Genomic DNA, 13213 nt, shown 5'->3' with positions numbered 1-13213 from the left:
GGGCGTCGCCGACGGGGGCGCCGGAGGTGACCGGGCGTTCCCGATTTTGGGGTCAGAGGTGACCGGGCGTCGGGGTCGGGGGCGGGGACTTTCCCCGCTACGGTGGAAGCGGTAAGCATCTCCCTTGCACCAGCTTTACCAGTCCGCCTGAACGCCGCCCCGGATGCGCCTTCCGTACATCAAAGCCAACAGGAAGTTCTGACCGTATGACCACCAGCACCCGAACCGCACCGAACGTCAATGCCGCGGCAATCGCCACTTTCCTGGTATTCGGCATGAACGGGCTGGTTTTCGCCAGCTGGGCGGCGCGCATACCCGCCGTCACGGAGACTCTGCACCTTACCTCCGGGCAGATGGGCACGCTTTTGTTGTGCACCGCGGTCGGGTCCCTCGTTGCCCTGCCCTCCGCAGGGTGGGTTGTGGGCCGGATCGGTACGGCCAACACGGTCCGCGCCGCCGGGCTGTTGGCCGCGTCGGCTGGAGCGGCAATCGCCTTCTCGTTGATGGCGGGGTCCGTGGCCACCACTGCGCTGGCGCTGTTCTTCTTCGGTGCGGGTGTGGGCCTGTGGGACGTGGCGCAGAACATCGAGGGGGCCGACGTCGAACACCGCCTCGGGCGCACCATCATGCCGCAGTTCCACGCAGCCTTTAGCGGGGGTGCCTTTGTTGGCGCGCTGGTCGGTGCATGGCTTTCCCAGATCGGCGTCGGACTGCCGGAGCACTTGCTGGTCATCGCAGGCGTCGTGGTCCTCCTCACCGTGACTGCTCCCCGCTACTTCATGCCGCACCAATCCACGGCAACGGCTCACGACGACGGCGCGCCCGCCTTGAAGGGTCCCTTGGCCTGGCGCGACTCCCGCACTCTGTTGATCGGCGTCGTCGTCCTCGGGGCCACCCTGACGGAAGGCGCCGGAAACGACTGGATCGCCAAGGCTTCCGTGGATGGCCTGAACACTTCCGAATCAACGGGCGCTCTGTTGTTCGCCCTCTTCGTGGCGGCGATGACCTTGATGCGTTTCCTTGGGGGCCGTGCTATCGATCGGTTCGGACGCGTAGCCGTGCTGCGGGTCAGCATGGCCGCCGCAGCATTGGGCCTGGCTCTCTTCGTTTTCGCGGGCAACCTCATCCTTGCCGGGGTAGGTGCGGCCCTCTGGGGTATCGGCGCCGCGTTGGCCTTCCCGATGGGCATGTCTGCTGCCGCCGATGATCCGAAACACGCGGCCGCACGCGTCTCGGTGGTCTCCACACTCGGCTACGTGGCGTTTCTCGCCGGACCACCGCTCCTGGGATACCTGGGCGACCAGACCGGTATCCGCATGGCACTGCTTGCCATCGGAGTGCCGATCCTGATTGCCCTGTGGTTGGCCGGCGCCGCGAAGCCCCTCCCGAAAAGCAAATGACTTGCAGTTGTTGCCGTTCGACGGCAACAACTGCAAGTCAGTTCGTCGTTTTCCGGACGGCGGCTACGGCGCGCTGGTTGCCGGGGCCGAAGGGACAGCAGTCTGCGATGCCCCGTTGGTGGGAGCGCCGCTCTGCTGGTTGCGGCGCTGCCCGCCTTGGCCGTTGTAGCCCTGGCCGCCATTGAAGTTCTGGAACTGGCCACGGCCGGGACGGGCCTGGGCGTCCATGGCCTTGGTGACGCCGACGCCGGCAAAGAATCCGACGGCAACCAGCAGGACGGCGAGGAGGATCGTCGTCAGGCGACCCATCTTGAAGCGCTTTTTGGGCACGAATGGCTCGGGCGCTTGCCCCCATGGTTGCCCGGCGGGTGCCTCGGCCGCCGGTAGGACCGCGGTTGGCTGGTGCGGTTGTGCGGAGTATTGCGGCAGCGGCTCGGTTTGGTTTTGCGGACCCGGTTCGGGCGCGGGGTAAGACATGTGGATCTCCTGATTGGTTTTGTTTTGAGTTGAAGGGCGGCTATTCGTACCGCAGGGCGTCGATCGGCCGCAGCTTCGCCGCCTTGTTGGCCGGGTAGATTCCGAAAATCAAGCCGATCGCCGCGGATACCATGAACGACAGCCACACGGTCCACCACTGGACTTCGGGTTGCGTTCCCAGCAGGGGGAAGGCGCTGCCGATGTAGCCGGCGGCAATTCCAAGCACCCCGCCGATCAGCGAAATAATGAGCGACTCGATCAGGAATTGGCTCACAATGCTGCCGCGCGAGGCTCCGATCGCCTTGCGGATGCCGATTTCGCGGGTACGTTCGGTGACGGTGACAAGCATGATGTTCATGACGCCGATTCCGCCGACCAGGAGTGAAATGCCGGCCACGGCCCCCAGGAGGATGGTTAGCGTTGCCGTGGTGGTGGTGGCCGTCGTGAGGATCTGCGCCTGGTTCCGCACTTGGTAGTCACGGTTTGCGGAAGTGACGTTGTGCCTGGCATCGAGGATCATTTGGATCTCGTTTTGGGCCTGGTTCATTACGTCGGCTGACTTCGCCTGGACGCTGATGGAGGAAAGGGACGGCGAGTAGCCGGTGAACTTATCCTGCGCGGCGCTGTACGGGATCACCACAATGTCATCCGGATCATTGAGTCCCGATGAACCCTTCTGGGCCAGGACTCCGGAAACCACGAAATTCTGGCCGTTGAGGGCGATTGTCTGACCCACGGCAGAGGTCACCGAGTTCCCCACCAGGTCCTGCGCCACGGTATTTCCAATCACGGCCACTGCGGTGCCATTGCTGGCGTCACCGTCGCTGAAGTAGGAACCTGCCGCGAGCGTGTCGTTCGAAATCGAAAAGTACGACGGCGTGGTCCCCACGAAGGTGGCGACCGCGTGGGTTGCGTCCTGGTACGTGCCCGTGACGTTCTGTGCCGTGACCACCGGTGCCGTCGCGGCGACGTCGGGGCCCATGACGGGATCAGTCAGCGCCGCCATGTCCTGGAGCGTCAGGTTGGTACCGCGGGAGCGCGGACCGGTGACGGTTTGTCCGCCACCTGCTGAGCGGCCGCCCGCCGTCGTCTGGCGGCTGACCGTAAGCACGTTGGTTCCGAGCTTGCCGATCTGGGCCTTGATGGCGTTGGAGGTTCCGGCGCCCACGGCCAGCAGGATGATGACCGATGCGATGCCGATCAAGATGCCCAAGGTGGTGAGGATGGAGCGCATCTTGTTGGCCATCACCCCGGTCAGGGCGAAGCGAACCGATTCCGCGATCATCATGCCGGAACCGCCGTCGCAACAGCGTGCGCGTTAATGGCGCGGATCCTGCGGTCCTCGATGATGTGACCGTCCTGGAAGCGGACCACGCGATTCGCCCGGGCCGCGACGTCCGCCTCATGGGTGATCATCACGATGGTCCGGCCGCTTGCGTGCAAGGACTCGAAGAGGTCGAGGATTTCGTGTGAGGACTTGCTGTCCAGCGCGCCCGTAGGCTCGTCGGCCAGCAACAACACCGGGTTTGTCACGAGTGCCCGGGCGATGGCAACACGCTGCTGCTGTCCACCGGAGAGCTGTGAGGGCTTATGGTCGGCCCGTTCGGCCAAACCAACTGAGCCGAGCACTTCCAAGGCCCGCTCGCGCCGTTCCTTGCGGTGCACTTTGGCGTAAGCAAGCGGCATGGAGACGTTGTCCACGGCCCGCGTGCGGGGTATCAGGTTGAAGTTCTGGAACACAAAGCCGATTTTCCGATTCCGGATCTGCGCCAGTTGGTATTCGTCCAAGGTCCCGGTATCGATGCCGTCCAGGTGGTAAGTCCCCTGGGTGGCGCCGTCGAGGCAGCCGATGATGTTCATCATGGTGGACTTGCCGGAGCCAGAGGCGCCGATGATGGCCACGAAATCGCCCCGGTCAATGGAGATGCTGACGGAATCTAGTGCCCGTACTTCGGCTTCGCCTTTGCCGTAGATCTTGCTCACCGAGTCCAGTTGGATGACTGCGTCGTTCACGGCTGCTTACCCGCCATTTCCGCGGGAGCCACCGCTGCCGCCCGTGAAGCCGGAACCGGAGCCGCCGCCGAACCCGCCCGTGCCGCCAAGTCCGCCCGTTCCGGTTCGTCCGTTGGTGCCGGTGGTGTCCAAGGTGGAGGAGATGGCCGGGAGTTCAATCTGGTCGCCCGCGTTGAGTCCTGTGAGCACCTGGGTGCGGCCGTTGTCCGAGATCCCGGTGGTGATGGTCACCGCCGTTGGCGTCCCGTTCTTCATCACGTTGACTGTCTGCTTGGATCCCGTGGTAGTGATCGCAAGCGAGGGCACGGTCAGTGCGTTCTTGGCAGTCGCCGTGGTGACTGTGATGTTGGCGCTCTGGCCGAGCCGCAGGGCAGCCGGGGCGTTCGTGATGGAGATCGTCACGGGGTAGCTGACCACGTTGTTGGTGGTTGTGGCGTTTTGGGCGATCGCCGTGATGGTGCCGGTGACCGGTGCCGCGGACGGGTTGGTCTTGAGTGCCGGGAAGGTGAAGGTGGCCGAGTCGCCGATCTTCATGGCGGCGATATCGGATTCGGCGAAATTGGCGATGACCTGCAGGTGCGCGGTATCGCTGATGGTGATCAGTCCGGAAGACGCTGTGCTCGCGGCGCCCGTGGAAGCACCGGAAGAACCCGAAGCACCCGAAGCCCCGGATGCCCCGGACGAACCCGAAGATCCGGACGAGCCGGACCCGGAAGAGCCGGCGTTGCCTCCGACGACGGCGTTCACGGCCGTGACGGTACCCGAAACCGGGGCCGCGAGTGAGCAGGACTCCAGGTTCTTGGTTGCGGTGTCCACGGCAACCTGGGCAGAGGTGGTGTTGGAGGTGGCGCCGCCACTGTTTTGGGCGGAATTGAGGGCCGTCGATGCCGAGGCGATCTGCTCTTTGTCCTTCAGCGCCGAGCTGGCTTGTTGGTTGGTTGCCTGCGTCAGCGCTTGAGTGTCCTTCGCCAGCTGGGCCTGGGCTGCGCTGAGGGCATTCTGGGCCGGCTGGCTTTTCGGCTGGGCAGTGGCAGCCGCCTGGGCGGTGGCGAGATTGGCATTGTCATCGTTCACTGCGGTCTGCGCTGCGGCCACGGCACTGGCTTGCTGGCTCGCGTCGAGGTCAGCCGTTTGTTGGGCGTTCGTAAGGCTCTGGCTCGCCGAAGCCACCTGGTTGCTGGCTGAAGCCTGTTGTTGGTTCGCCTGCGCCGCGGCGGAATCCAGTTGCGCCTGGGCGACGGCCAAGGCGTTTTGGGCGTTCGTCGGGTCGATGGTGACGAGCACCTGCCCTGCGGTGACCTGTTGACCGATCAGCGCGGAGACGGTCGCGATGGGCCCTGTGCAGTTCTGCGCGTTGATGACGGTGGTGCTTGCGGGCGAGACATTGCCGCTTGCTGTGGAAACTGCAGCGAGGTCGGCTGCGGTGACGGCGATGGTGCGGACGGTGGTGTCGGCAGCCGTTTGCGGCACACCGTTCAGCACGAAGAAAGCGCCGGCGGCAATGCCGACGATGGCCACCCCGATGCCGCCGTTGATGAGTTGAGGTCTTGAGAGCATGCCCGAAGACTATGGTGGTTCTCTTGGAGAATGCCGAGTGCTACCTGATGGTTTACCCTACGCGTGATCAGCCCTACCGGGACCAGCGTACGCGGCGCGCGATCCTCGCCCTCTGCACAATCCAACTGGTCCGCCGATACTCTGGTGGGATGGGCAGCAAGCTGCGATGGGGCCACTGGGGCATTAAAAAGGTAGCACGGCTCGATCGTGCCATTGTCCGAGTGGTTTCCCGATGGCCGGAGGGCCGGCATGATGCCTTCTGGAAGAACCTCTCGGGGGCCGCTACAAAGGGCAAGCTCTGGTTCGCGGTGGCTGGCGTCTGTGCGGCAATTCCCGGTAAGCCCCGCAACGCCGCAATCCATGGACTCCTGGCTCTTGGGGTTGCCTCGGCCGTCACCAACCTAGGCTTCAAGGCCCTTCTTCCACGTACGCGGCCGTTGCCCGAGCACCTTCCGGTCTTCCGTTTTGTCAACCCGCAGCCCACAAGCTCGTCGATGCCTTCGGGCCATTCCGCATCTGCCGTGGCCTTTACTCTTGGCGTCACGCTGGTGGATCCCCGCATTGGTGCAGTTCTGGCTCCTGTTGCGGCCGGCGTGGCGTATTCCCGGGTTCACACGGGGGCCCACTGGCCTTCCGACGTTGTGCTGGGCTCTGCGCTCGGCGCCGGAGCGGCCCTCTTGACACGCAAGTGGTGGCCGGCCCGGCCTCCCATTCCGGACACGGACCGGACACCGGCCGACGCGCCGGCAGTGGGCGACGGCGAGGGGCTGAGCATCGCGGTCAACGCCCTCGGCGGTTCCTACTCGACGGACACCGAAGCCCAGCTGCGGAAAATATTCCCGAAAGCGCATATCACCCTGATCTCCGACGGCGATGACGTGCCTGCGGCAATCCAAGCCGCAGCAGGGCGGCCCGGGACAAAGGCCGTGGGGGTGTGGGGCGGCGATGGAACGGTCGGCACCGCCGCGGCGGCCGCCGTCGAACGCTCACTGCCGTTGCTGGTGCTGCCGGGCGGAACGCTTAACCACTTTGCCCGCGACGTGGACGCCCGGTCCCTCGAAGGAGCCCTCAAGGCCGCCAAGACGGGCTCTGCAGCGTGGACAGATCTGGGCCATGTGAGCGCGGGCCGGGGGGTCTACGGCACGGATGAGGTCACTGAACTCATCATGCTGAATACTGCCAGTGTTGGCGTCTACCCCAACTTGGTCCGCCGCCGTGAGCGCCTTCAGCCTGCCTTGGGGAAACCCCTTGCGGGGCTCGTTGCCGGCCTGCGCACTTTCGGGGCGGCAACTCCCACCACGCTCCTGATCAACGGGGTGCGCCACACGCTGTGGATCCTTTATATAGGACGCGGCCGGTATTACCCGCGGGATCTGGCGCCACTGATGCGGCCCGTGCTTGACGATGGGGTGCTGGACATTCGGATGGTCACAGCCGATGAGCCCTTCGCCCGCTTGCGGCTGCTGTGGGCGGTTGTCACCGGAACCGTGGCTACATCGAAGGTCGCCCACTTCAGTGAAGCCGGGGAAATCAGCATCGAGGCCATCGGAGCGCCGCTGGTGATTGCGGTCGACGGCGAGCCGTTGCCGGGTGTCCGGACCGCGAAGTTCGCGGTCCGGCGTCGTGCGCTTCGGGTCTATTCACCGCTTGACTAGCGTGTGCCCCATGCCCCGCAAACCGGGTGCGGGCCGTCGTCATCCATAGGGACTACCCTGACCGCCCCCTGAATCATCCCTGAGACCGGCGAATTCCGCGGCTCGGGTAGATAGCGTTGTACTTACAGTCACCACACAGCTGCAGCAAGCGGAGGGAACGCTTCCATGATTGAGGCAACAGGCTTGAGGAAGGTCTACGGCGCCAAGACAGCCGTGGACGGAATCAGCTTTACCGTACAGCCCGGGAAAGTCACGGGCTTCCTCGGCCCGAACGGCGCCGGCAAGTCCACCACCATGCGCATGATCATGGGCCTCGACCGCCCGACGTCGGGTGACGTCCTTGTCAACGGTTTGCATTACTCCCAGCACAAAGCCCCGCTCCACCAAGTGGGAGCGCTGCTCGACGCCAAGGCGGTCCACACGAGCCGGAGTGCGTACAACCACCTGCGCGCCATGGCCGCCACCCACGGGATTCCGAACTCGCGCGTTGACGAAGTCATCGAGATGACCGGCCTTACCGCAGTTGCCAAGAAGAAGGCCGGAGGGTTCTCACTCGGCATGGGCCAACGGCTTGGCATCGCCAACGCACTGTTGGGTGACCCCCAGACTCTCATCCTTGATGAACCGGTCAACGGACTGGATCCCGAGGGCGTTCAGTGGGTCAGGAACCTTGCCCGTTACCTGGCAGGCCAGGGCAAGACCGTCTTCATTTCGAGCCACCTCATGTCCGAGATGGCCCAGACCGCCGACCATCTCATTGTGATCGGCCGCGGCAAGATCATCGCCGACACCTCGGTGGATGCGCTGATTGAGAGCCAGAGCCGCAAGCGCACGCTGGTCCGTACCTCGGAGACCACCCGCCTGTCCGAGTTGCTGGCCCGCGACGGTGTCAGGGTAGAGCAGAACGAGCGGGAAACCTTGGAAATCTACGGGGTGGATCCGATCCGCATCGCCGAGGTCGCCCTCGACAACCGCGTGCTGGTTTACGAACTCACGCCGCTCACGTCATCACTGGAAGAGGCCTACTTCCAGCTGACCAAGGACGAGGTGGAATACCACTCGCACATCACCGGCGGACCGGCAGGACCCGGTTACCCGCCGAGGGGAGGCCCTGCAGGTACCGGCCCCGCATCCGCTGCCACCATGGAAGGGATCCAGTCATGAGCACCACCGTTAGCGAGAATCATGCAGTCCCGTCAGCGGGGACCGGTGGCGTCACCTTCCTCCGGGTACTGAACTCCGAATTCATCAAGTTCCGCACCCTTATGAGTACAAAGATCCTGTTGGTCCTCACCTTCGTGGCGATTGTCGGCATCGGTGTGCTGTCCGCCCTCGTCCGCTGGAACTTCATCAACCAGCTGGTTGTAGTCGGCCGGCAGGGCCATAAGGAAACAGTGCAGCAAGCCGTTGACTCCTTCCCGCCCGGATCGGGATTCAGCCTTTACAACCTGCCCAACGCCGGACTCAACATCGGCATCCTCGTCATGGGCTCCCTGGCCGTGCTCTTCATTGCCTCTGAGTACGCCACCGGCATGATCCGGTCAACCATGAACGCAGCGCCGGGGCGGCTCTCCACCTTCGGCGCCAAAGCCGTGGTGCTGGTGGTGGTGTCCTACGTCCTTTCGGTTGCAGCCGCCGCAGTGACCTTCCTCTTGACCGCACCGATGTTCGCCAACTTTGGGCTTGACCTCGGCTGGAACACAGACGGCGTCCTCTACAGCGTTTTCACCGGGGGCCTTTACGTCGCCGGGGTGGCGCTGATCGGCCTCTCGCTCGGAACACTGCTGAAGAACCCTGCCGGCGGCATCACCGTCCTGGTGGGCATCATGTTCGTCCTCCCGTTCGCGGGCAATTTCCTCGGCTTCGCCCCCGGTGAATTCTGGAAGTACGTCCCCCAGTACCTCCCCAGCGAGGCAGCTGGCCGGTTCCTGGCTATCGGGCACGCGGACGGTATGCCGGACCCGTGGCAAGCGGGGCTCGTGTTCCTCGGCTACATCATCCTGTTCATGGTTCCTGCCCTCATTGTGCTCAAGAAGCGCGACGTCTGATTCGGAACCGCCTGATTCGCAATCCAAGTGCGCCCGCTCTAGGTAACGCCACTAGGCTCAAGCCATGAGTGACGAGTTGCCAGCGCAGGACGCGTCGGCCCACGTGGCCGACGCGTCCTTTGCTGAAATCGCGCTCCGCCGCCGTGGCAGGATCCGCCGCTTTCTCTTTGAGCACCCGCGGGTCATGGACTTGGTGGTGGTGCTTTGCTACTCGCTCCTTTCGCTGCCGACGCTGATCAGCTCCATCGCGGACGGCAAATGGCTCGCGGCCCTGCTGCTCGTAGCCATTGCCGGCATCCTGTTCCTTCGACGCCGCAACCCGCTCAGTGTCACTGCGGCCGTTTCGGTCCTCGAAGTGGCAGTGACGCTGCTGAATCCCTGGGGTTCGAACGTCTCCGCGGGATTGTGGTTCGCGCTGTATGCGGTGGCCGTGGCGAGGACGCGGGCCTTCGCGTTGACTGTATTCGGCGCGGCGAGCTTGCCGCTGACGCTCGTGTATCTCTTCATGTGGACTGCTCCGGCGACACCTGCCAACGGCGAGCCGCTCCCGGAGAATTTCCACCTCATCAGCAACATCGCTGCGGCGGCCAGCATTATGTTGTCCAACCTGATTGCCACCGGCATCGGCATTTCGGTGCGGCAGCAGCGCGAGCATGAGAATGAAATCCGGGCCTGGGCCGCCCGCACCGCCCGCTTGGGTTCCGTCACCGAACGCAACCGGATCGCACGGGAAATGCACGACGTCGTGGCCCACTCCTTGACGGTCATGATCAGCCTCTCGGACGGCGCCGCCGTCGTGGTCAAGAAGGATCCCGGGCGCGCGGGTGAGGTGCTTGGCGAACTCTCCCGCACCGGCAGGACCGCGCTGGCCGACATGCGGCGCGTCCTCGGCGTGCTGCGGGACGACTCCGGGGGGCCGGCGCCTTTGGAGCCCTTGGTCTCCGGGCACGACCTGAGCAAGCTCCTCGACGGATTCCGGACGGCGGGGCTGCCGTTGCACTACTCGCACACGGGCCCTGCGCTTCCTGAAGACCCGGCATTCCAGCTCACGGTCTACCGGATCGTGCAGGAATCCCTGACCAACGTGCTCAGGTACGGGCGCTCCTTGAGCCAAGTGGACGTGCGGATAGTGCGGCAGGGCGACTCGGTCACCATTGAAGTGCTCGACGACGGGCGGGGCTTCCGGGAGCCTGGAACCGACGAGCCCGCCCTGGGAACGGGCCAGGGCATCGCGGGAATGCGCGAACGTGCGGGAATATATGCCGGAACCGTGGATGCCGGTCCGGGAATCCATGGCGGGTGGCGTGTCCGTGCGGAGCTGAAATGGAACGGCGACAAGGGGAAATCATGACCGGCAATGGTCCCATCAGGATTCTTTTGGTAGACGACCAGCCCCTGCTACGCATGGGATTTCGCCTCATCCTGGAAGGCGAGGAGGACCTCGAAGTGGTGGGCGAAGCCTCCGACGGCGCCGAAGCCGTGCGGAAGGTAAAGGAACTGGAACCGGACGTTGTGCTCATGGACGTGCGGATGCCTGCCATGGACGGAATCGAAGCCACCCGGCGGATCACCGCGTCGGCAACCAACGCCAGGATCATCATCCTCACCACTTTCGACCTCGATGAATATGCTTTCTCCGGGCTGCAGGCAGGGGCTTCCGCCTTCCTGCTCAAGGACGTTGCGCCGGCCGAGTTGGTCCAAGGCGTCCGGCTTGTGGCCAGCGGCGATGCCGTGGTGGCTCCGAGGGTCACCCAGCGGCTCCTGGAGACGTACGTCCGGGGAGGCCGCGTGCACGGCGGCCAGGCCACAAACCCTCCCCGCGATCCACTGCTTGAAGAACTGACGCCCCGCGAAACCGAAGTACTGGAGGCAATCGCCGGAGGGCTGTCCAACGCGGAAATCGCCCACAAGTTCTTCCTCTCCGAAGCCACGGTCAAGACCCACGTCCGGCGGATCCTCACCAAACTGCACCTGCGCGACCGGGTCCAAGTGGTGGTCTACGCGTACGAAACCGGACTCGTAGTCCCGAGCAACCCGGATTACTAGGGACGCGGATACCGCCTCGCCTGCGTCATCGGCGGCCGCGGCTAGACTCGGAGCCATGCCTTCGAATTCCGCTGCAGAACACATCCAGGACCTTGGCGCGTATGTGAGCGCATCGCCGTCGAGCTTCCATGCGGTCAGCGAGGCCGCGCGCCGGCTCGATGCGGCCGGTTTCACGGCCCTTGATGAACTTCAGCCTTGGGAAGGCGGGGCTGGCTGTTTCTACGTGATCCGGGATGGCGCCCTCATCGCCTGGGTAACACCGGAAGGCGCCACGCCAACCACGGCTTTCAATGTCCTTGGCGCCCACACGGACTCTCCGTCCTTCAAGCTCAAGCCCAAGCCGACAACCGGCAAATTCGGTTGGTTGCAGGCTGGCGTCGAGGTCTACGGCGGCCCCCTGTTGAACTCCTGGCTGGACCGTGAGCTTCGGCTCGCAGGGCGGCTTGTGATGCTGGACGGCACCCAGCACCTCACGGTAACCGGACCGCTCCTGCGCTTTCCGCAGTTGGCCATCCACCTGGACCGGGCTGTCAATGACGGCCTGACGCTCGGCAAGCAACAGCACATGAATCCCGTGTTCGGCCTCGGCGATCCCGATTCGGCGGACGTTCTGGCGATCCTGGCGGACTCGGTGGCCGGGGCTTCCGTGGATCCCGCGCAGATCGGCGGCTACGACATCGTTGTCGCGGACACCCAGGCGCCCGAGCAGTTCGGCGCCAAGGGCGAACTCTTTGCATCCGGACGCCTTGACAACCTCTCTTCAACCCACGCCGGGCTCGCGGCACTCATTGCGCACGCGGCTGCGGGCGCGCCGGCTGCCGGCCCCATCGCGGTCCTGGCCGCCTTCGACCACGAAGAAATCGGCTCAGCCTCGCGGTCGGGCGCCTGCGGACCGATCCTCGAAGACATCCTCACGCGGATCTCTGATGGATTGGGCGCCACGGCGGGCGAGCGGCGCCAGGCGTTGTCGGCGTCGTTCTGCGTTTCCGCGGATGCCGGCCACGCGGTCCACCCCAACTACCCGGAGCGGCACGATCCCGCCAACCGGCCCATCCTCAACGGCGGACCGCTGCTGAAGATCAATGCCAACCAGCGCTACGCCACGGACGCCCCCGGCGCGGCATTCTGGGCCCGGCTCTGCGGCGACGCGGGCATCCCCTACCAGGAGTTCGTCTCCAACAACGACGTTCCGTGCGGCTCCACCATCGGCCCGCTGACAGCCACCCGGCTGGGGATCCGGACGGTCGACGTCGGGGTGCCACTGCTCTCGATGCACTCGGCGCGCGAGCTCTGCGGTGTTGAAGATCCGCACCGTTTGGCCACGGTCACGGAGTTGTTCTTCCAAACCGCGATCTAGCTCAGGACGCGAGGCTCACCACGAGGTTGATGGTGGTGGCCAGGATCCCGACGCCGAAAACGTAGGCGAGCAGGCTGTGCCGCAAGGCTGCGGACCGCATCGCCCTGGTGGTGATCGAGGTGTCCGAGACCTGGTAGGTCATCCCGAGGCTGAACGCCATGTAGGCAAAATCCGTGTACTGCGGTGGTTCTTCTTGGTTGAAGTTGATGCCTTGGGGCGGCTCGGCCGTGTAGTAAATCTCGGCGTACCGCAAGGTGAAGAGGGTGTGCACCAGAAGCCACGATGCCACTGCACCGCCGAGGGCAAGCAGGGCGAGCATGAATTTGTCGATCCCGTGCGCCTCCTTCGCTCCGAGCATCACCAGGACGAAGGCGGCGAGGGATCCGATGGCGGCCAGCAGGATCAGGAGGTCCGCGGTGGGCCGCCGTGGGTCCTCTTCCCTGGCATGGATCCTCGTCTGATCGGCTTTCATCGGGTTGATGATTGTCCACACGAAGACGTTGTAGACCGCGGCGGCCACCGCCCACCCCGCCGCGGGCGCGTAGATCCATCGTCCCCAGACTCCCGTTGCCACCGCGGCGGCGATGCCGGCGACGATCATGATCACGAATCGTAATTGGGAACGTTTGGCACGGGCAGACTTCGGACGTTGGCTCATGG

12 protein-coding genes are annotated in these 13213 nt (G+C 64.7%); 7 read left to right on the top strand and 5 right to left on the bottom strand.

Translation table 11 applies throughout. The features are described from left to right. The first annotated feature begins 206 nt into the window (after positions 1–206). On the top strand, positions 207–1400 hold the full coding sequence (locus tag L0B83_RS07940; RefSeq protein ID WP_234757872.1) for an MFS transporter: 1194 nt from the start codon (positions 207–209) through the stop codon (positions 1398–1400). Positions 1401–1463: 63 nt separating this feature from the next. Here L0B83_RS07940 and L0B83_RS07935 read toward each other — a convergent pair whose 3' ends face one another. The 4 genes from L0B83_RS07935 to L0B83_RS07920 are packed head-to-tail and all read right to left on the bottom strand — an operon-like array spanning position 1464 to position 5447. Beyond that, positions 1464–1877: a hypothetical protein gene (locus L0B83_RS07935; protein ID WP_234757871.1), complete on the bottom strand. Its 414-nt coding sequence runs from the start codon at positions 1875–1877 to the stop codon at positions 1464–1466. A 40-nt stretch (positions 1878–1917) separates the two neighbouring features. Next, a complete protein-coding gene (locus L0B83_RS07930) occupies positions 1918–3165 on the bottom strand; it encodes an ABC transporter permease (protein ID WP_234757870.1) in 1248 nt (415 codons plus the stop codon). Next, positions 3162–3890 carry an ABC transporter ATP-binding protein gene (locus L0B83_RS07925; RefSeq protein ID WP_234757869.1) on the bottom strand — a complete coding sequence of 243 codons (729 nt, stop codon included), beginning with the start codon at positions 3888–3890 and terminating at the stop codon, positions 3162–3164. The genes L0B83_RS07930 and L0B83_RS07925 overlap by 4 nt, the downstream gene beginning before the upstream one ends. 6 nt (positions 3891–3896) lie before the next feature. Further along, the gene (locus tag L0B83_RS07920; protein ID WP_234757868.1) at positions 3897–5447 is read right to left on the bottom strand and encodes an efflux RND transporter periplasmic adaptor subunit; all 1551 of its coding nucleotides are present in this window, start codon (positions 5445–5447) and stop codon (positions 3897–3899) included. A gap of 149 nt (positions 5448–5596) precedes the next feature. Between L0B83_RS07920 and L0B83_RS07915 the strand changes: the two genes are divergently transcribed. The 6 genes from L0B83_RS07915 to L0B83_RS07890 all read left to right on the top strand — a co-directional run bounded on the left by L0B83_RS07915 (position 5597) and on the right by L0B83_RS07890 (position 12553). Continuing rightward, the gene (locus L0B83_RS07915; protein ID WP_234757867.1) at positions 5597–7102 is read left to right on the top strand and encodes a bifunctional phosphatase PAP2/diacylglycerol kinase family protein; all 1506 of its coding nucleotides are present in this window, start codon (positions 5597–5599) and stop codon (positions 7100–7102) included. 165 nt (positions 7103–7267) lie between these two features. Continuing rightward, entirely contained in the window at positions 7268–8266 is a 999-nt protein-coding gene (locus tag L0B83_RS07910) for an ABC transporter ATP-binding protein (RefSeq protein WP_234757866.1), read from the top strand. Further along, complete coding sequence (locus L0B83_RS07905; protein ID WP_234757865.1) at positions 8263–9150, top strand: ABC transporter permease; 888 nt, start codon at positions 8263–8265, stop codon at positions 9148–9150. The genes L0B83_RS07910 and L0B83_RS07905 overlap by 4 nt, the downstream gene beginning before the upstream one ends. A gap of 64 nt (positions 9151–9214) precedes the next feature. Then, on the top strand, positions 9215–10501 hold the full coding sequence (locus L0B83_RS07900; protein ID WP_234757864.1) for a sensor histidine kinase: 1287 nt from the start codon (positions 9215–9217) through the stop codon (positions 10499–10501). Further along, a complete protein-coding gene (locus L0B83_RS07895; protein WP_234757863.1) occupies positions 10498–11196 on the top strand; it encodes a response regulator in 699 nt (232 codons plus the stop codon). Before L0B83_RS07900 ends, L0B83_RS07895 begins: the two co-directional genes overlap by 4 nt. A gap of 55 nt (positions 11197–11251) precedes the next feature. After that, complete coding sequence (locus L0B83_RS07890) at positions 11252–12553, top strand: M18 family aminopeptidase (protein WP_234757862.1); 1302 nt, start codon at positions 11252–11254, stop codon at positions 12551–12553. 1 nt (position 12554) lies between these two features. On the opposite strand, the gene L0B83_RS07885 is transcribed toward L0B83_RS07890, so the two are convergent. Then, the gene (locus tag L0B83_RS07885; RefSeq protein ID WP_234757861.1) at positions 12555–13211 is read right to left on the bottom strand and encodes a DUF1345 domain-containing protein; all 657 of its coding nucleotides are present in this window, start codon (positions 13209–13211) and stop codon (positions 12555–12557) included. Positions 13212–13213: the final 2 nt, after the last annotated feature.

Origin of the sequence: Arthrobacter alkaliphilus, assembly GCF_021483235.1 — a bacterium.
GTDB lineage: Bacteria > Actinomycetota > Actinomycetes > Actinomycetales > Micrococcaceae > Arthrobacter > Arthrobacter alkaliphilus.
Note: the sequence above shows the minus strand (reverse complement) of the source record. Positions and strands in the feature narration are given on the sequence as shown.